Annotated in this window: 17 protein-coding genes and 9 pseudogenes; 16 read left to right on the forward strand and 10 right to left on the reverse strand. The window is 64.4% G+C overall.

Features of this window, described 5'->3' with window-relative positions; genetic code table 11:
• Positions 1-664, reverse strand: a 664-nt coding sequence (locus AB1286_RS20760; protein WP_430365177.1) for an MFS transporter, incomplete at its 3' end; no start/stop codon positions are given.
• A gap of 2 nt (positions 665-666) precedes the next feature.
• Here AB1286_RS20760 and AB1286_RS20765 point away from each other — a divergent pair.
• Complete coding sequence (locus AB1286_RS20765; RefSeq protein ID WP_430365178.1) at positions 667-972, forward strand: hypothetical protein; 306 nt, start codon at positions 667-669, stop codon at positions 970-972.
• A 55-nt stretch (positions 973-1027) separates the two neighbouring features.
• Positions 1028-1947 (forward strand): annotated as a pseudogene (locus AB1286_RS20770) (LysR substrate-binding domain-containing protein).
• Here the strand turns inward: AB1286_RS20770 and AB1286_RS20775 are convergent.
• Positions 1929-2818, reverse strand: a pseudogene (locus AB1286_RS20775) (LysR family transcriptional regulator); the annotation flags it as partial. The pseudogenes AB1286_RS20770 and AB1286_RS20775 sit on opposite strands and share 19 nt — an antisense overlap.
• A 100-nt stretch (positions 2819-2918) precedes the next feature.
• On the opposite strand from AB1286_RS20775, the pseudogene AB1286_RS20780 reads away from it, so the two are divergent.
• The 12 genes and pseudogenes from AB1286_RS20780 to AB1286_RS20835 all read left to right on the forward strand — a co-directional run bounded on the left by AB1286_RS20780 (position 2919) and on the right by AB1286_RS20835 (position 12966).
• Positions 2919-3895: pseudogene (locus AB1286_RS20780) on the forward strand (NAD-dependent epimerase/dehydratase family protein).
• A gap of 97 nt (positions 3896-3992) precedes the next feature.
• Positions 3993-4679, forward strand: a complete 687-nt coding sequence (locus AB1286_RS20785) for an acyl-CoA dehydrogenase family protein (RefSeq protein ID WP_430365179.1) — start codon at positions 3993-3995, stop codon at positions 4677-4679.
• A gap of 14 nt (positions 4680-4693) precedes the next feature.
• On the forward strand, positions 4694-5137 hold the full coding sequence (locus AB1286_RS20790) for an acyl-CoA dehydrogenase family protein (RefSeq protein ID WP_430365180.1): 444 nt from the start codon (positions 4694-4696) through the stop codon (positions 5135-5137).
• Between the two features lie 138 nt (positions 5138-5275).
• Positions 5276-5575: a thioesterase family protein gene (locus AB1286_RS20795; protein ID WP_430365181.1), complete on the forward strand. Its 300-nt coding sequence runs from the start codon at positions 5276-5278 to the stop codon at positions 5573-5575.
• A gap of 15 nt (positions 5576-5590) precedes the next feature.
• A pseudogene (locus tag AB1286_RS20800) lies at positions 5591-6583 on the forward strand (NAD(P)H-dependent flavin oxidoreductase).
• 60 nt (positions 6584-6643) lie between these two features.
• Positions 6644-7012, forward strand: a complete 369-nt coding sequence (locus tag AB1286_RS20805; RefSeq protein ID WP_430365182.1) for a chorismate mutase — start codon at positions 6644-6646, stop codon at positions 7010-7012.
• Positions 6943-7782, forward strand: a complete 840-nt coding sequence (locus AB1286_RS20810) for a prephenate dehydratase (protein WP_430365183.1) — start codon at positions 6943-6945, stop codon at positions 7780-7782. Before AB1286_RS20805 ends, AB1286_RS20810 begins: the two co-directional genes overlap by 70 nt.
• Positions 7783-7784: 2 nt before the next feature.
• Positions 7785-8639: a hypothetical protein gene (locus tag AB1286_RS20815; RefSeq protein ID WP_430365184.1), complete on the forward strand. Its 855-nt coding sequence runs from the start codon at positions 7785-7787 to the stop codon at positions 8637-8639.
• A gap of 97 nt (positions 8640-8736) precedes the next feature.
• Positions 8737-10140, forward strand: a complete 1404-nt coding sequence (locus tag AB1286_RS20820) for an efflux transporter outer membrane subunit (protein ID WP_430365185.1) — start codon at positions 8737-8739, stop codon at positions 10138-10140.
• Between the two features lie 271 nt (positions 10141-10411).
• Positions 10412-10963 (forward strand): annotated as a pseudogene (locus AB1286_RS20825) (HlyD family efflux transporter periplasmic adaptor subunit); the annotation flags it as partial.
• A 130-nt stretch (positions 10964-11093) separates the two neighbouring features.
• Complete coding sequence (locus AB1286_RS20830) at positions 11094-11399, forward strand: hypothetical protein (protein ID WP_430365186.1); 306 nt, start codon at positions 11094-11096, stop codon at positions 11397-11399.
• 103 nt (positions 11400-11502) lie between these two features.
• Positions 11503-12966, forward strand: a pseudogene (locus AB1286_RS20835) (DHA2 family efflux MFS transporter permease subunit).
• 84 nt (positions 12967-13050) lie between these two features.
• Here AB1286_RS20835 and AB1286_RS20840 read toward each other — a convergent pair.
• The 7 genes and pseudogenes from AB1286_RS20840 to AB1286_RS20870 form a co-directional block, all read right to left on the reverse strand.
• Positions 13051-13380, reverse strand: coding sequence for a DUF1330 domain-containing protein (locus AB1286_RS20840; protein WP_430363902.1), 330 nt, complete (start codon positions 13378-13380; stop codon positions 13051-13053).
• A 36-nt stretch (positions 13381-13416) separates the two neighbouring features.
• Entirely contained in the window at positions 13417-13704 is a 288-nt protein-coding gene (locus AB1286_RS20845) for a DUF1330 domain-containing protein (RefSeq protein WP_430363901.1), read from the reverse strand.
• Complete coding sequence (locus tag AB1286_RS20850) at positions 13701-14051, reverse strand: non-heme iron oxygenase ferredoxin subunit (protein WP_430363900.1); 351 nt, start codon at positions 14049-14051, stop codon at positions 13701-13703. The genes AB1286_RS20845 and AB1286_RS20850 overlap by 4 nt, the downstream gene beginning before the upstream one ends.
• A 12-nt stretch (positions 14052-14063) precedes the next feature.
• Positions 14064-14591 (reverse strand): aromatic-ring-hydroxylating dioxygenase subunit beta, encoded by a 528-nt coding sequence (locus tag AB1286_RS20855; RefSeq protein WP_430363899.1) that lies wholly within the window; start codon positions 14589-14591, stop codon positions 14064-14066.
• A pseudogene (locus AB1286_RS20860) lies at positions 14592-15852 on the reverse strand (Rieske 2Fe-2S domain-containing protein).
• Positions 15764-16081 (reverse strand): hypothetical protein, encoded by a 318-nt coding sequence (locus AB1286_RS20865; RefSeq protein WP_430365187.1) that lies wholly within the window; start codon positions 16079-16081, stop codon positions 15764-15766. Before AB1286_RS20865 ends, AB1286_RS20860 begins: the two are co-directional and overlap by 89 nt.
• 91 nt (positions 16082-16172) lie before the next feature.
• Positions 16173-16976: pseudogene (locus tag AB1286_RS20870) on the reverse strand (3-deoxy-7-phosphoheptulonate synthase); the annotation flags it as partial.
• A gap of 214 nt (positions 16977-17190) precedes the next feature.
• Between AB1286_RS20870 and AB1286_RS20875 the strand changes: the two are divergent.
• Positions 17191-17604 (forward strand): acyl-CoA thioesterase, encoded by a 414-nt coding sequence (locus AB1286_RS20875; RefSeq protein ID WP_430365188.1) that lies wholly within the window; start codon positions 17191-17193, stop codon positions 17602-17604.
• Between the two features lie 59 nt (positions 17605-17663).
• On the opposite strand, the pseudogene AB1286_RS20880 reads toward AB1286_RS20875, so the two are convergent.
• A pseudogene (locus AB1286_RS20880) lies at positions 17664-17843 on the reverse strand (helix-turn-helix domain-containing protein); the annotation flags it as partial.
• Between the two features lie 131 nt (positions 17844-17974).
• Between AB1286_RS20880 and AB1286_RS20885 the strand changes: the two are divergent.
• The coding region (locus tag AB1286_RS20885; protein ID WP_430365189.1) for a hypothetical protein at positions 17975-18167 on the forward strand (193 nt) is incomplete at its 3' end.

Below are 18167 nucleotides of genomic sequence, written 5' to 3' on the forward strand. Positions count from 1 at the left end.
AATAGGCCGGTGCGGCTGCCAGAAACTGCACGCCGACAAAACGCGGATAGCGCAGCAATGTCAGCTCGAGCATCGGGCGCGCGACGCGCAGCTCGACGACGACGAACACCGCCGCGGCGACAGCGGAGGCGGCCAGCAAGCCGAGCACGGGCCGGCTTGTCCAGCCACCGTCCGGCACGCGCAGCACCGCGTAGGTAAAGAGCGCCAGGGCGCAGGTGAACGTGGCGGCACCGCACCAATCCACCTCGTTCGCGAGCGGATCGCGCGTCTCTCGCATGCATTTCATGCCGAGCACGGAGGCGATCGTCGTGACGACGGTCACGATCGCAAACACCGAGCGCCAGCCGAAATGTGCGACCGACGCACCGGCCATAACGGGTCCGAACGCGAGACCCACGCCGAAGGTCGTGCCGAGCAGGCTAAAGGCCCGTGTGCGGGCATCGCCCTCGAACTCTTGCGCGAGCGCCGCGGCGCCGGCCGACAGCGCGGCCGCCCCGGCCATCCCCTGCAACGCCCGCGCGACATCGACCGCGAACAAGCTCGGCGCGAGCGCCGCGAGTATCGACGAGAGCGCGAAGCCCACCGTGCCGCATAGGAAAACACGCTTGCGTCCATAACGATCGGCGAGTGTCCCCGGCAACGAGCAGACAGCTCCCGAACGCAAGCATGAAGGCGTTCGTCACCCAAGCGAGCGCCAGCGGTGAACCGCCGAGCGCGGCGGCGATCGCCGGCAGGGCCAACGCCGGCCCCGTGAAGCTCAGCGGCATCGATAGTCCCGCCAAGCAGACGGCCGAGAGAATCAACCGCTTTTCGACTGTATGTTGTGTCGCGGCGTCGAAGCCGCGCAAACTCGAGCTCATGCAATCCTCGGACGAAGTATGGATGTTCTTATCGCCGACGGCCTGCTTCCGGGCACGAAAGCAGGCGGTTCAATCGGCACCGGCCGAGATAGTAGAGGGCGCGCAATCGTGATTAAATGGGCCCGCTTTCCGAACTATCAGGACAACTTTTCCTTAATCGGCCATCGATGGATACGCTTAGTGGACTCGCCGTCTTCGTCCGCGCCGCCGAAATGCGCAGCTTCGTGACGGCGGGCCGCGCACTCGGCATTTCGGCCTCGGCGGTGGGCAAAAGCGTCGCGAAACTCGAACAAAGCCTGGGCGTGCGGCTGTTTCACCGCACCACGCGGAGCATTACGCTCACCGACGAGGGCGCGGTTTTTTTTCGAGCGCTGCCGCAGCGCATTGCAGGAAATTTCAGACGCGCAAGCACAGCTATCGCAGGCCACCGGTGCACCGCGCGGACGGTTGCGCATCAGCATGCCCACGATCGGCTATCGCTTGGTGCTGCCCGTCATCGCGGAATTTCGAACGCGCTATCCGCAGGTGGAACTCGATCTCGATTTCAGCGATCGGCATGTCGACGTGATCGAAGAAGGATTCGACGCCGTCATTCGCGGCGGCGAGCCGGCCGATTCGCGGCTCAAAGCGAGACCGCTCGCGCCGTATCGGTTCGTCGTCTGCGCATCGCCCGCGTATTTCGCGCGCCATGGGCGTTCCGCGCGAGGCAAACGACCTGGCCGATCACGCATGTCTGCGTTTCAAGTACCAATCGAGCGGCAAAGTGCAGGATTGGCTCATCGACGGCGAGCCCGCGCCGGCCGGCGCCGCTGCCGGCGCACCATTCGTGCTCAATAACGCCGAAGCGGTACTGGCGGCCGCAATCGAAGGCGTCGGGATCGCGTACCTGCCCGACTTTCTGGTACGCCAAGCCCTTGCACAAGGTCAATTGGAAACGGTCTTCGACGCTTCGCCGACACTGCAAGGCGTCTTTCGCGCGCTATGGCCGACGAATCGTCACATGCCGCCGCGACTGCGCGTGTTCGTCGACTTCTTGGCCGAGCGGCTAGGCGGTGACGCACGCATCACATCGGCGCCGCCGGCATAGGCCTTCAACGCCGCGCCAACGCGTCGAACGTGGCGGTGCATCGCAGGCTGCCGCGCAAGTCTTCGTGCATGACCACCCACGTTTGCAATTTCAGCGAAACGGCCTTGGGCAAGACCCGCACGAGTGCATCGCGCCGCGCGATCGCCGTTTGACAGAAGCCGATGCCGCAGCCCGCGCGCAGCAATGCGAGCTGCGCCAGGTCGCTATCCGCGCGCAACGCGAACGCTTCACGCTTCCAGACGGGCAACGCTTTGCCGGCTTCGCGCAGAAACGGCGTCAATTGATCGAAGCCGATCAATGCGTGCCCCGCGAGTTCGGCGAGCGTGGCGGGCGTGCCGTGACGCTCGACATAATCGGCTCGCGCATAGAGCCCTAGCTCGACATCGCCGATTCGGCGCGCGATGAGCGCATCCTGAGATGGCTGCGCCATTCGAATAGCGATATCGACTTCGCGCTGCAATACGTCTTGAAGCCGGTTGGTGGTCACAAGTTCGACGACTAGCTCCGGATGCGACCGGCGCAACTCGGCGATGACGGACGGCAACACCTCGACGCCGATGATGTCGCTCGCGGAGACGCGCACGACACCGGCCACACCGGGCCCCTGACTCGCCGCCGCGCGCTCAAGCGCAGCGGCCGTGCTGCGCAGCGTCGCCGCATATCCGCGCAGTGCGAGGGCGGCATCCGTCGGCAGGAGCCCCGATTGCGAACGCGTAAACAGGGTCTGGCCGAACGCGGTCTCCAGCGCCGCGACGTGACGGCCCACCGTGGGCTGCGTGATGCCGAGCGCGCGGGCGGCGCCCGACAGCGAACCCTCCGTCAGCACGGCGAGAAAGGTTCGGTAAAGCTCCCAACTGAGATTCGAGGTCATACATAAATGTATAGCCAATAGCACATTCTCGCCAATTCCTTTATATCCGGCAGTGGCCGAGAATGTCTCCATCGATACGGTCCTATGACGGAGAGCGACGATGGAAACGACACAAAAAATGCATGATCGACGCGCGCTCGTGCTGGGCGCGACGGGCGGGATCGGCGGCGAGCTCGCGCGCCAACTGCTGGACGCAGGCTGGGAGGTGAATGCGCTGACGCGGCGCCCGAATATCGAAGGCGAGCGCGCGGGCATCCGCTGGATACGGGCGATGCGATGGATCGCGAATCCGTGTCGGCGGCGGCGCGCGGCTGTAGCGTAATCGTGCATGCAGTGAATCCGCCGGGATATCGGCGCTGGTCCGAACTCGTGCTGCCGATGATCGACAACACGATCGCCGCGGCGCGTATGACCGGGGCGACGATCGTGCTCCCGGGCACCGTCTATAACTACGGCCCCGACGCGTTTCCGTTGCTGACGGAAGACTCGCCGCAACGCCCCGCGACGCGCAAAGGCGCAATCCGCGTCGAACTCGAGCGCAGGCTCCTCGCCGCAAGCGAGCATGGCGTGCGCACGATCGTCGTTCGCGCTGGCGACTTCTTCGGTCCGCACGTCGGCAATAGCTGGTTTTCGCAGGGGCTGGTCAAGGGTGGAAGTCCGCTCGACGTCGTGCGTCTTCCCGGACGTGAGGGCGTGGGTCACTCATGGTCCTACGTGCCCGACGTGGCTCGCACGATGTGTCTGCTCATCGAACGTCGTGCGACGCTCGAACCTTTCTCGACGTTCCACATGACAGGTCATTGGGACGAGGACGGCACACGTATGGCCGCGGCGATTTCGGCAGTCGCTCGACGCCGCGGCATGCATCCGCGAGTGGGCCGCTTTCCTTGGTGGCTCGTTCGACTCGCCGCGCCGTTCACTACGACACTGCGTGAATTGCTCGAAATGCGCTACCTGTGGCAGGTGCCGGTGAAAATGAGCAATGCGCGGCTCAGCGCGACGCTGGGCGACGAGCCGCATACGCCGCTGGAGGCCGCCGTCGAAGCCACGCTGAGCGGTATCGGTTGCCTATCGTAAGCACGCTTGCCGTCGCGCGTATGAGAGAAATGACAGTTTCTCCCCTACGCTGATTTGTTTAGATTAGCGCCACATCCAAACGTGACGCGCGACGACAATGAACCTTGCAGCCAACGTTTCTTCACCGGATGTCGCGGCTAAATTTCGCGGCATTGCCGAATCGTTTCGCCATCGCACGCCTCGCGGCGCCTTCGCATGGGACACGTGGCAGGCATTGTCCGATGCCGGTTTATGGCGGCTACCCGTCCCCGAAAAACTCGGCGGTACCGGCGGATCGTGGACGCAGTTCGTCGATGCATTCGAGGCGATCGTCGCGACGCTGCGGTCGGTCGGCTTCGCCATGGCGCTCGCGAATCAGGCGACGTTGATCCGCGCCCTCCTCGCGCACGGCACGCCCGCGCAACTCGATCGTCATCTTCCGCGTTTGCTCACCGGCGCCGCCGGCGCAACGGCCATTTCCGAGAAAGGCACCGGCACCGAGGTGCGCGCGCTCGAAACGCGCCTGACGCGCGAGGGCAACGGCTATCGGCTCGACGGACACAAGTACAACATCAGTCATGCGCCCGATGCGCAGTTGGTGCTGGTCGTCGCCGCCTATACGAGCGAGGACAAGCCCGCCACCGCACTCGTGTTGCTCGACCCCACGCGCGACGGCGTCAGCCGCACGGTGCCGCAGGAGACGTTCGGCGTTGCCGATCTTCGATCGGCGACATCACGCTCGCGAATGTCAGCATCGGCGAACACGATCTGCTCGGCGAGCCGGCCGCGGGCCTACGCTTATTGATGGACATCGCGTCGATGAACCGTGCGCTATTCGGTCTGCTGTGCGCGGACGTCGTGAGGCCGTTCCTCACCGATGCGCTCGAGTACGTCGGCTCGCGCGCCACGCTCGGCGCCACGCTCGACAAACACCAGCACGTGCAGCGGCGACTCGTCGAAATCGAGATCGGCATGCAGCGCACGCGCTGGATGGCGCTCGCGGCACTCGAACAGTTGCTCTCGCATCACCCAGCCGCCTTGGCCAATTGTTCGATCGCCAAGCTCGGCGGTGCGCGCGATCTCGCACAAGCGGCGTTGCATCTGCTCGCGATTCACGGCAGCGACGGCTATCGCCGCGGCGCGCTCGCCACGTTCGTCGCCGATGCGCTGGCGATGGGATCCGCGGGCGGCACCGAAGAGATGCACAGCCGCAACATCTTCAGCCAAATGCAACGCGCGGCCCACACGGCCGGCGTTCGCTGAACCTCCGTTTTTCTACCCGATCAAGGAGTCTACGTTGACTATCCAGCAGGCTGAGCGCCCAAGCGACGCATCGCGTCGATAACCATTTCCCTCGCCGATCAATGGGGGGGAGAAGCGCACGCGCTTGCAAGCCCGATCATGATCATTTTCATCGAGCAGACGTGCATGAAAGCCACCGATCATCTGCTGCCAGAGGATCAAATGACGGTCGGCTACAACTTCGAGATCAAGCATCTCGCACCGACGCCGCCCGAGTGGGAAGTCACCGTGGACGCCGAGCTGATCGAAGTCGACGGCCGCATGATGACCTATCGCGTCTCGGTGCGCGACGCCGTGGGCGTGGTCGGCGAAGGCATCCATACGCGCTGCGCGGTCAGCCGCTCGGGCTTTCACAAGCGGCTCGCCGAGCGACGCGACAGCGCCGCGATCGCCCAATAAGGACCGGAGGCATCGATGGCGACGCCCGCTCTCCTTCAATCGCTCCGGCTGCCGGTGATCGCGTCGCCGATGCTGATCGCGAGCTATCCCGAGATGGTGCTGGCTCAATGCAAGAGCGGCATCGTCGGCTCGTTCCCCGCGCTGAACGCGCGCTCGAGCTCGCAACTGGACGATTGGCTCGGCATGATCGATGCCGAACTGCACACGCATCGCACGGCGTTTCCGGATTCGAACGTCGGCCCCTATGCGCTCAACATATCTGCCATCCGTCGAACACCCGGCTCGAGGCCGATCTGCGCATCGCGATCGATCGGCGCGTGCCGGTCATGATCACCAGCTTGCGCGCACCGGCGCGCGAGGTCGTCGACGAGGTGCATCGGTACGGCGGCATTTTGCTCCATGACGTCACGACGATTCGTCACGCGCAAAAGGCGCTCGAAGCCGGCGTGGACGGATTGATTCTCGTGGCGGCCGGCGCCGGCGGTCATGCGGGGACGCTGTCGCCGTTCGCACTGGTGCCCGAAGTGCGGCGCTTTTACTCGGGCTTCGTGGCACTGGCCGGCTCGATCGCGACGGGCGACGCGATCGCCGCCGCGTGCACGCTCGGCGGCCGATTGCGCCTATATCGGCACGCGCTTCATTGCATCGCGCGAAGCGAACGTGGTGACCGGCTACAAGGACACCATCGTCGAGGCGACGGCCGCCGACATCGTTTATACCGACGCGTTCACGGGCGTGCACGGCAACTATCTGCGCCAAAGCATCGAGGCCGCCGGGATCGACGTCAATAAATTGACCCGCGTCGAAGGCGCGCGGATGGACTTCTCGCCGGAATCGGGGGCCAAACAATGGCGCGACATCTGGGGAGCGGGCCAAGGCGTCGGGTCGATGGATGCCGTGTTGAGCGTGGCCGAAATCGTCGAACGGCTCGACGCGGAATACCGCGCGGCCCTCGCTCGCATCGAGCCGCGCGTCCGTGTGGCGCCTGCCACGGCCGCGCCGCACTGAACGTAGTTGCCCGCAGCACCGATCGCACCTTACGCACTGCTCGCCACGGACCGCATTGTCATGACGCCTCTCGAACTTGCGCCGCCGCCCACGATCGACGATGCCATCGCCGCCTGCCGCACGCGCATCGACTCGATCGATACCGATCTGCTCGCACTGATCGTCAAACGCGTCGAATGCGCGACCGAGATCGGCCGCCTAAAGCGACGCGGCGGCTTGCCGGTCTATCATCCGGCGCGCGAGCGTGCGATCGTCGCCAATCTCTGCGCCCGCGCGCGCGGCGCATTGCGCGACGATCACGTGGCTTCTATTTGGGGCGCGCTCTTTACGCCAGCCGCGAGCTGCAAGGCGCGCCTTCCGTGGCGTTTCTCGGTCCTGCCGGCACCTTCACGGAAGCCGCGGCGCGGCAATACTTCGGCGATGCGGTAAGAACCGATGCGCGCGATACGCTCGACGGCGTGTTCACCGCGCTTAGCCAAGGCGAGACCGACTTCGCGGTCGTCCCCATCGAGAACTCGACGGAGGGTACCGTCACCCGTACCGTCGATTTGCTCGCGCATCATGCGCCGCCGATTACGGGCGAGATCGAGCAGACGGTGGTGCATTGCCTGCTGAGCGCCGGCGGCTCGCTCGAAGGCGTCGACTGTGTCTTGGGCCACGAACAGGCGCTCGCGCAATGCCGTACGTGGCTCGACACCCATGCGCCTCACTTGCAGCGCATCGCGGTCTCGAGCAACGGCGCAGCGGCACGCCAAGCGGCCGAGCAAGCGCATTGCGCGGCGATCGCGGGCGAACCCGCCGCGCTGCGCTATCAGTTGCTGATCGTCGCGCGCGCAATTCAAGACGATCCGAACAATCGCACGCGCTTTCTGGTGCTGGGCGGCCCCTCGCCCGAACCGACCGGCGACGATCGCACGAGCCTTTCGTTCACCCCGAACGACGGGACCGACGAACTCGCCCACCTGTTCGGCGTGCTCGCGCAGCGTCAGATCGGCATGCTATGGCTCGCCGTACGCCCGGGCCGCGCCCCGGGCTCGCCCTATCGCTACTTCGCCGATCTGAGCGGCCACGCCCATGACGCACGCGTGCGCGCGGCGCTCGACGATCTCGCACCTGCGCTTTCGGGCCTGCGCGTATTGGGTGCCTATCCGCGCGGGCGGCTGAACGACGCCGCTTGCGCGCCTTCGCCGGGACATTGACCATGCAGACGCTCACACCGGATGTTTCGATCGTCGCGAAGCGAGTCTGCGCGATCCATGAAGGACGAGACGATCGATTGCTCGTCCTATGCGGCATCGCCGCGCCTTGGGCGTTGCCGCTCGCGGCGGGCAAATGGCTGCGCGCGCTACGCAACGAGTACGAGGACGAGCTCGAACTGCTTCCGTTCTTGCATGGCACGCGCGACGAAAACGGAATCGGCCGGCTACCGGACAACGCCAAAATCGATGCGTTGCTGCGGCGCCTGGTCCGGCTAAGGATGCCGGCCGCCGTTATCGTCGAATCTTCGGCGACCGCCTATGGACGCTGGCGCGCGCAGTTGGCCCCGCTGGACACGGACCGCTGGACCCTGTGCGAACACGACAACATCCGTAGCGCGCCGGACGCGTTGCGGCCGAGAGCCAGCGGGCTGCTCGCTGCGTGGCCCACCACGGACGCTCGCCTGGCCGCTTCCGATGATCTATGCAGACAGATCGTGCTCGAGGTGTCCGCCCATATCGGCGCATCCATCGCGAGCCTCGCCGATGCGTTCATCGGAGGCGACATCGAGATCGCCGGCGTATCGCTCAATGCGATGCTTGGCGGGGCGGCCGCGACTTGTCCCTCGCGCACCGATCTCGCGAATGCGCTCGACCGGTTGGCCAACGGCGTGCGCGCCCGCCGTATCGCGGCGTTCACACCGCCGAGCACCGTCGCTGCGAAGCAGGCTCTAACGCGAGGTCGCCGGCCGCGCCCCACATGTATGGCCGATGCACCGGCAGAAACGAGCGCGACACCGCCCGCACGTCATCGGCCGGATTCCCTACTTCCGATCCTTGTTTCGATTTGCCCTCCGTAAGCGGGCGACTGACATTTCTGCCAGTTGCCGAGTCCGTCAGATTGTCTAAAGATATATTTTAAGACAATCACCCAGCGGGTAGCGGAATTAACGGACCATGCCCAAAACAACACTAAGCGTGCGAACACGGAGCGCGCTCTTCGCCGCCGCGCTCTCGGCCGTGGCGCTGCAAGGCTGCGCGCCGTTCGGCCAGCAGCCGCCCACCGCCACGGTCACGCCCATCGACCAGTGGGACGCCGGCGCCGCCATTCGCGCTGCTTCGACAGGCGAGCCGCCTGTCCCCCGATGGTGGCGCGCATTGGGCGATGCTCAGCTCGATCGCATCTTGGACGACGCGCTGGCCGGCGCGCCGTCGCTGCGCGTGCAACACGAGCGCGTCGAGCAAGCGCTCGCCGAGGCGCGCATCGAACACGCCGCCGAGTTGCCGAAGCTCGATGCCGAGGCCGACGCCCTCCCGCAGCGCCTATCGAGCAGCTATCGAACGCCGCCGCCCGCGGCCGGGCATTGGCAAGTCGATGCGCAGGCGCTTCTCACGGCGTCGTGGGATCTCGACTTGGCGGGGCGCCTCCGAGCGATGAGCCGCGCCGCGCGCTTGCGCGCCGATCGGCAGCGCTCGCTCGAAGACGCCGCCAAGGTGTCGCTCGAAGCCGCGATCGTCGAGACGTATTTGCAGCTCGCGCTCGAGCAGCAGTTGCTGGCCATCGCACACGACACGCTCACGCAGCACGAGCACCTATTGCGGCTGACGACTGCGCGCGTCGACGCCGGCATCGACATGCAAGTCGCGGCGCTACGCGCCGGCGAGCCCGTGCCGCTCGCGCAGGCGAGTATCGAGCGGCACAACGCCGCCGTCGCTCAACTGCAACACCGGCTCGCCGCGCTCGTCGGCAAGGGCCCCGGCTACGCCGATACGCTCGTCGCGTCGGCCGGCGTCCTCGCCGTGCCGCTGCCGCTTCCCGCGGTACTCCCCGCTTCGCTCGTCGGCACGCGCCCGGACGTGCTCGCGGCGCGCTACAACGTCGAAGCGCAATCCGCCGGCATCGATGCGGCGCACGCCGCGTTCTATCCCGACATCAACCTGCTCGCGTTCGCCGGCGTGCAGAGCTACGGCTTTCGCGCACTGCTGCACGGCAGTAGCGGCACGCTCGGCGCCGGCCCGGCGCTCACGCTGCCGATCTTCGAGGGCGGCCGTTTGCAGGCCGAGCTGCGCGCCCAGCGATCGGCCTACAACGCGGCCGTCGCGGCTTACGACGACACCGTCGTCAATGCGCTGGCACAGGTTAGCGATGCGCTTACCGAAATCGACGCGCTTTCGCGCGAGCGCAGCTTGCATCGGCAAGCGCTCGAGCGAGCGCAACAAGCCTACGACGTCGAGACACGCCGCTACGCCAAAGGCATCGCCGGCTATCTGGACGTCCTGCTCGCGCAGGGCCGCTTGTTAGAAGACCGTACGTCCGCTGCGCAAGCGGATGCCTCTTTCGCCATCGAGCATGTCCGCTGATCGCCGCGCTCGGCGGCGCCAGCACCCCCGTTGGAGCCTTACGATGACGAATTCCGATCCTCAAGCGGTCGAGCAAGAAGCGCTCGCCGCACGCATGCGCGCCGCCGGCGGCGCCGCTTTCGCTTGTTTTTCGTCGCGCTTGCCGTCACGGCAGGCGCCGGTTTCGCCTACTGGGGGGGCGACGCGCGGCATCGAAACCACGGACGACGCTTACGTGGCCGGCGACGTCGTCCAAGTCTCCTCGCTCGTGAACGGTACCGTCGATGCCGTGATGGTGGAAAACGCTCAGTGGGTGCACGCGGGCGATCCGCTGTTTCGCGTCGACAGCACGGACGCGCGCCTCGCCCTGAATGCGGCCGTCGCACAACTCGCGCACGCGGTGCGCGCGTACCGGACCGCGCGTGCCGACGTATCGCGCGAGAACGCCGAGGTCGAACTGCAACGATCCACGCTTGCGAAAGCCAGCGACGATCTGCGGCGGCGCGAGAGTCTCGCGCAAGACGGCGGCGTCTCGCGCGAGGATATCCGTCATGCACGCGATGCCATGACGAGCGCGTCGGCATCGCTCAGTGCGCAGCAAGCCGCCTACGAGGCGGCGCTCGCGAAAATCGACAGCACGTCGATCGAATCGAATCCGCTCGTGCGCGAAGCGGCCGCCCGCGTACGCAGCGCGGCGCTGGCGCTGCGGCGCGCCGAAACCCGTGCGCCGATCGGCGGGCTCATCACGCACCGCGTCGTCCAAGTGGGCCAGCACGTCGCGCCCGGCGCGATCGCGATGGCGCTCGTACCGCTCGATCGAGTCTGGGTCGAAGCGAACTTCAAGGAATCGCAGTTGCGCGAGATGCGCACGGATCAAGCCGTCGATCTGCGCTCCGACCTTTACGGCCCCCGATGTCGTATTTCACGGCCGCATTGCCGGCATCGAAGCCGGCACGGGCGCAGCGTTCGCATCCGTGCCTGCGCAAAACGCGACCGGCAACTGGATCAAGGTCGTACAACGCGTGCCGGTGCGGATCGCGCTCGACCCGGCGGAGTTGCGTGCGCATCCGCTGCGCATCGGTTTGTCGATGACCGCGTCGGTGCCGGTCAAGCAATCCGCGGGCGCCGTGTCGGCATCGACGCTGCCGGAGGTCGGCGGCTCGCCCGGTGCGATCGACCAAACCACGGTCTATCGCGGCGACGACGATGCGGGCAATGCGCTCGTGAACGAAACGATCCGCGCCAATAGCGGCGCCGGTGCACATGAGCCGGGAGCGTGAGATGGCGTGGACGAAATCTCACCCGGCGCCTAAACAGCCGCTCGAACCGATGACGGGCACGGCGCTCGTATTCGTCGCGATCGCCATCAGCGTGGCGAACTTCATGCAGACGCTCGATTTGACGATCGCGAACGTCGCGGTGCCCACGATCGCGGGGGACCTCGGCGTCGCGCCCGACATGGGCACGTGGATGCTGACGTCGTTCGCGACGCCGCTCGCAATCACGCTGCCGCTCACGGGGTGGCTCGCTCAGCGCTTCGGGCAGGTGCTGCTGTTTCGCGTGTCGCTGGTGCTGTTCGTGGTCACCTCGATTTTGTGCGGCCTCGCGCCCAACTTCGAGTCGCTGCTGATCTTCCGTGCACTACAGGGCGCGGCGTCGGGGCCGATCACCGCGCTTCGCAAGCGCTGTTGATGGCCGTCTTTCCACCGGCGCGCCGCAACGTCGCGTTGGCCGTCTGGCAGACCACGACGTTCGTCGCTCCGGTGCTCGGCCCCGATCATCGGCGGCTGGATCACCGACAATCTGACGTGGCCGTACATCTTCTATGTGAACGTGCCCACGGGTGCGATCGTCCTCCTTGTTTTGATGCGCTTTCTGGATGGACGCGACAATCCCACGCGACGCCTTCCCGTCGACATGGTCGGTCTCGCGCTGCTAGCCGCGAGTTTCGGATCGCTCCAGTTGTTGCTCGATCGAGGAGAAAACCTGGACTGGTTCGCGTCGGTCGAGATTCGCATGCTTGCCGTCGTCTGCGTCGTTTCCTTTTGCGCGCTCATTCTCTGGGAAATGACGGAAGCCCATCCGATCGTCGATCTACGGCTCTTCGCCAATCGCGAATTTACGGCCGGCACGCTCGCGGTCATGGTCGGATTCGGCGTCTACTACGGCGCGCTCGTGCTCGTGCCGCTCTGGTTGCAGACACAGCAGGAGTACACCGCCACATGGGCCGGCATCGCCACCGCGCCGCTCGGCATCGCCGGCATCGTCATCGCACCGCTTATCGGCCGCTTCCAGGGCCGCTCCGACCCACGGCGGCTCGCGACGATCGCGCTGATCGGCTGGGGCGCCGCGTCGTTTTGGAGAATGGGCTTCAATACCGACGTGACGATCGGCGACATCGCGGCCAATTCGTTGCTGATGGGCGCGGCCACCGCGTTCTTCATCACACCGCTCGTATCGCTCTCGATCGCGGGTCTGCCGCGCGATCGGCTACCGGCAGCGTCAGGTCTGCAAAACGCTTTGCGCCGGCTCGGTACGAGTATGGCGACGTCGATCGCGCCGACCTACTTCGAACGCCGTGCCCGCGTACATCGGACCTATCTCGTCGATCGCATCACATTGTTCGATCCGGGCACGAGCGACTGGCTCGCCAAACTCGAACATAGCGGCATGTCGCCGGCTGGGGCGCTTGCATCGGTTTGCCCATTCGATCGAGATTCAAGCGCATATGCTGGCATTGATCGATTTCTCGTTCGGCTCCGTCTTGCTCTTCGTCGCCACGCTCGCGCTCGTGTGGTCCATCCGCTACCGCAGAGCCTGAACCGTACCGCCCCCTATCGCACGTGATCGACGTTCGATCTCCTTCCCCCAAAAAAAGCGGCGGCGCCGCAGATCGCGACACCGCCGCAAGAACCGCCACTTCAATCCGTGTTACGGCGTCACCGTCGATGCATCGGCCGCGACCGGCGCGGGCGCGTAGCCGTCGGCCAAGATCCCGATCGTATGCGCGGCCCCTTCGCGCAGCCGTTTGGCTTCCTGATACGAGCTCGAGCGATACCAAGCACGTGCGCGCTCGGCCGATTCGAACTCGAGTACGACCATGCGCTTCGGCGACCAATCGCCTTCGAGCGTTTCGGTTTCGCCGCCGCGCACGAGAAAGCGCCCACCGAATGCGGCCACCGTCGGTGCGCCGATTCGACGATATCCCTCGTAGGCTTCGGGATCGTGCACGTCGATGTCGAAAATCACGAATGCGGACATGTTTTCTCCTGTGATGTGGGATGAGCGGACCGAGCGCTATACGCCGGGCAACGCGATCGATTGCGTCCGCGCCGCCTCGAGACGCAGTTGCCGCGCGCGCTGATACTCGGGCGAGGCATGCCAGCGATGCACCGTCTCGATATCGTCGAACTCGAGCACGACCACGCGCCTGGGCTTCCACTCGCCTTCCAGCACCACGACATCGTCGCTGCGGGCCAGCACGCGGCCGCCGTGCGCCGCGATCGTCGGCAGGCCCACTTGGCGATAGGCCGCCAGGCCCTCGGGGTCGAGCACGTCGACATCCACCACTACGTAGGCGCTCATCCTTGCTCTCCCGGTTGCGACGAGACTTCGTCCGTCTCGAGTTGCAGCAATATCCGACCGTTCTCGATCTTCACGGGATAGGTGCGGATGCAGCCCTCCACCGGCGCGCACATCGCCTTGCCGGTACGCACGCTGAAGCGGCCCTGGTGAAGCGGACACTCGATCTCGTCGTCGAGCAAGAAGCCGTCGGTCAGACGTGCCTCGCCGTGGGTGCACAGGTTATCCGTCGCGAAGATTTCATCGCCGACCGCGAACAGCGCGATGTCGCGCCCTGCCACGTGCACGCCCGCAAGACCCTCGGCACGCACGACCTCCGGGTCGACGGCATCGATCCACTCGTTGCTCATAACGCGCTCCTGTCAGATCGGATAGATGATCGAGTTCGGAACCATTTCGCTGTCGTAGACGCAGATCCGCGATTCGAACCGCAACCCGTCCTCGTTGCGACGGATACGGTCGATGTAAAAGCCCGCGTTGTAGACGTCCGTCGCCTGTTCCGACTTGGTGCGCAGCACCGCGTAGTTCGTGCGCGCCTCGATGATCGATTCGTCGATATAGGTAATGAGCGGCGTGCCGATGATGTGCCGCTGGTAGTACGGATCGTAGAAAAGCGTTTCCTTGATGCCGTAGACCCGGTCCTTCAGCATGCCCTTGCTTTCGAAAGCGAGCAGCGCAAGCGGCAGGCGCCGCTCATGATTCTCGCGCGGCACGAGCTCGTAGCGGCACGCCTCTTCGAAAAACTCGGGCCACGCGTCCCAATCGCCGGTATCGAGCACCGACGCATAGCGCGCGTTCATCTCGACGAGTGCGTAGTAATCGGCGAAGGTCACGTCCGTCGCTCGCGGCGCCGGCGCCTGAGCTTGAGTCAAGGTGGCGATCGTCGTCATTCAGGCCTCCATCACTTTGCGCCAATATTCGTACATACCGCGCACGAGGGTCTCGCTGACCATGTGATCGGTGTGATCGTCCACCCCGCGTCCGCCGAGTTCGTTGTAGACGTTGCCTTCCGGGATCGTGTCGAAGTTCTGTTGCACGCACTCGATCACTTCGCCGTCGTCGGCAGACACGAAGCCGGCCGGGCCGAACAGATTCGCCTGACGCAAACGCCGGCGCGTCATTTCCTCGTCGTCGGTCTCGAAGCCGAAGTGCGTCCATACGTAGTCGAACACGCCGGGGCTCACGGGTCGGATGCGCCGCGTCGAAAGCGCATTGACCTGCTGCTGGATGATCACGCTCGGCATCAAGGTCAGCATGACGACCGTCGGGTCGCCCCACCACGGCTCGTGAACGACATCGAGGAAACGATCGTCGTGCAGCGTCATGCGCTCCTTGAAGCTCGTCACGTTATGCGTGACCTCGCCGCCGCCACCGCCGCTGCGGATTCGAAATCATCGCGCCGTGCCGATGATGCGCATCGGTCACGAGCTCGGCCGGATGTCCGCGCGCCACAAGCCGAAGTTGACGAACCACGTATGCAGCAGACCGGCGTGATAGGGGTCCTTGATGTTCTCGACCATCAGCTTCCAGTTGCTCGGCACGCGTTGGCGCGTGTAGCCGAGCAGCGTGAGCTTCGGGCCGTGAAAGAGGCGGTTCGTAGTAATGAAGGATCTTCGGACCGAGAAAGTCCTCGAACGACTCCACGTTTTGGTCGAACGACGCAAACACCGCACCGCCGCGCGTCGATACGCGCAGGCGACGCAACGAATGCTGGCTCGGATCGAACTCGGCCGGCATGCCGCCGTTGATCTTGCCCGCTTGACGCACGCCGCGCCGAAACGGCACGCCGATCAAGTTGCCCTTCAAATCGTAGTTCCACTGGTGATAGGGGCAGTGGAAGTCCTTCGCCTTGCCGGCTCGCTCGCGGCAAAACTGCATGCCGCGATGGGCGCAGGCATTTTCGAAGACAGCGACTTCGCCGTCCTCGGTTCGCGTCATGATGACCGAACGTTCGCCCACCTCGGTGCGTTGGAAATCGCCGGGCGACGGCACCTCGGCTTCGAGGCCGATATAGCACCAGTGCTTCGAGTAGAACAGCCGCTCCAGCTCTCGTTGATAAAGCTCATCGCTCGTATAGGCCGCATACGGCGTTCTGCTGGCGCCTTCCCCCTTCCAGTCGAGGGTGTGCGCGATATCGTTCGGTGCGTTCAAGACAACTCCTTTTAGTAAGACACAGCGTCGATTTCGATGCCGGGGATTGCGCCGTGCGACGAAGCCGGCATGCGACCGCCGGCGTGCCGCGATTCGCGGCGGAAAGCTGCTCGATGACTTGCGCGGTGTCGCTCCAACCGAGACACGCGTCCGTTACGCTTTGACCGAACACGAGCGGGCGGCCCCGCACGATGTCTTGCCGCCCCTCCACGAGGAACGACTCGATCATCACGCCCGCAATCGCTCGTTGGCCTTCTTCCAATTGCAGCGCCAAGTTTTCGCAGACATCGAGTTGCGCGCGCGTTTTGCTTGCCGCTATTGCCGTGACTGGCGTCGACGACGACGAACGGCGGCAGGCGTGCCTCGCTCAGCGCCACGCAGGCGCTGGCGACGCTTTGCGCGTCGTAGTTCGGGGTCTTGCCGCCGCGCAAGACGACGTGCGTATGGGGGTTGCCGGTCGTCGCGACGATTTCGATCCCGCCGCGCTCCGCCGGCCGCAAATACCGGTGCCCCGTACGCGAGGCCAGCGCGCCGTCGATAGCGACCTTCACGTTTCCGTCCGATCCGTTCTTGAAACCGATCGGCGCGCCCACTCCGGAGGCCGTTTGCCGATGGATCTGCGATTCGGTCGTGCGTGCGCCGATGGCTCCCCAAGAAACGAGATCCTCGAGATAGGGCGTGACGATCGGATCGAGAAACTCCGTCGCCGCCGGCACGTCCATCGCGTTGACGCCGAGCAAGATGCCGCGCGCCATGCGCAACCCTTGCTCGATGCGGAAGCTGTCGTCCAACCCGGGATCGTTGATCAAGCCCTTCCACCCGCCTCGCGTGCGCGGCTTTTCGAAGTACACACGCATGACGATTTCGAGCGTATCTGCATGCTTGGCACGCAGCGGTGCCAGCCGCCGAGCGAATTCGAATGCCGCCTCGGGATCGTGGATCGAACACGGGCCGACGATGACAGCTAAACGATCGTCGTCGCCCGCGAGGATGCGTGCGAGCGCGTGCCGTGTATCGTCGACGAGTCGTGCCGACAGTGCATCGCGCGGCAGTTCGCTGCGCAACCGACCCGCGCCGACGACCGCCGGCCCGCTCGCCGACGTTGCCTGAACCGATCTATCCATGTTGACGCTCCGCTCTCGTTTCGCATAGCCGATTTACGGCGGCAATTAGAACTTGATAAACGGCAACTTGATACTGTCATTTATATCAGACCTACGATATTCCCCTCGCATCTGCCATTTCCAACAGTTTCGCACTTGAAAAATTGATATTAAATTCTTCGCACCTCGGGTCGACATCGACCTCACCACCAAGGGAGTGAGCCATGACGAAGAAATGTTTCGAGACGAATATCGCCGTGAAGTATCGGAGACGGATGCGACCGGCCATGTCAGCAGCCCGGTTTATTACGACTATTTACAGCACGCCTATCTCACCTTCATGCACGATCTGCTCAAGCTGCCGCACTCCGCGAAACTGCCGCACATCATGGTGAAGACCTCGTGCGAGTATTTGAAGCCTGCTCAATATGGCGACACCATTACGGTGCGCAGCAGCGTGACGCGATTCGGCTCGAAAAGCTTCGAGTTGGAGCATTTGATGGTGCGCGACGGTGCCGAGCAAGACGACGACGCGGTCGTCGCGCGGGCCTATTCGACGCACGTCATGTACGACTACGAAAATCACTCGACCCAGGCCGTTCCCGAAGAATTCAAATCTCGGGTCCTGTCGTTCCAGGGCGCGATTTGACGCCGTCCGACAGGGGCGCCGCCCGGCGCCCCCGCCATCCGCGCACTACGCGAATTCGATCAAGCTCGTTGCATGGCCTTAACGACGGCATTCGTCTTATTCGAGGCCCCGAGCTTCACGATCGAACGGGCAATATGAAAATTAATAGTACGCTCCGTCAATCCGAGAATCATACCAATCTCGTAGGACGTCTTACCTTCCGCCGCCCAGCGCAGAACCTCGCATTCACGATTGCTCAATACGGTCTTTTTAACAAAAGACGCTTCCAGTGCATTCGAAATCATTTGAGTCTCCGGCCATTTTCATCCAGAAAAACTACCAAAAAATGGAGAGTATTGGATCGCAAACCATGGTTTCATGAGGCCCTCGAATGCTAATAATTGAAATTATATTAACCGGCAACCGCAAGAGAACGCATCCCGCGCAAGCGGAACCGGTCGTTCAACGATTGGATAGACGAGTAGGAATGCGACAATTGCGCGAACATCGATCAATTGCTCGGGCGCTGCCCGGCATTAACAATCCGATTTTGATGCCGCACTGCAACGTCACGCATCCAGCAT

The organism is Trinickia sp. NRRL B-1857 (genome assembly GCF_050470685.1).
Taxonomy (GTDB): domain Bacteria; phylum Pseudomonadota; class Gammaproteobacteria; order Burkholderiales; family Burkholderiaceae; genus Trinickia.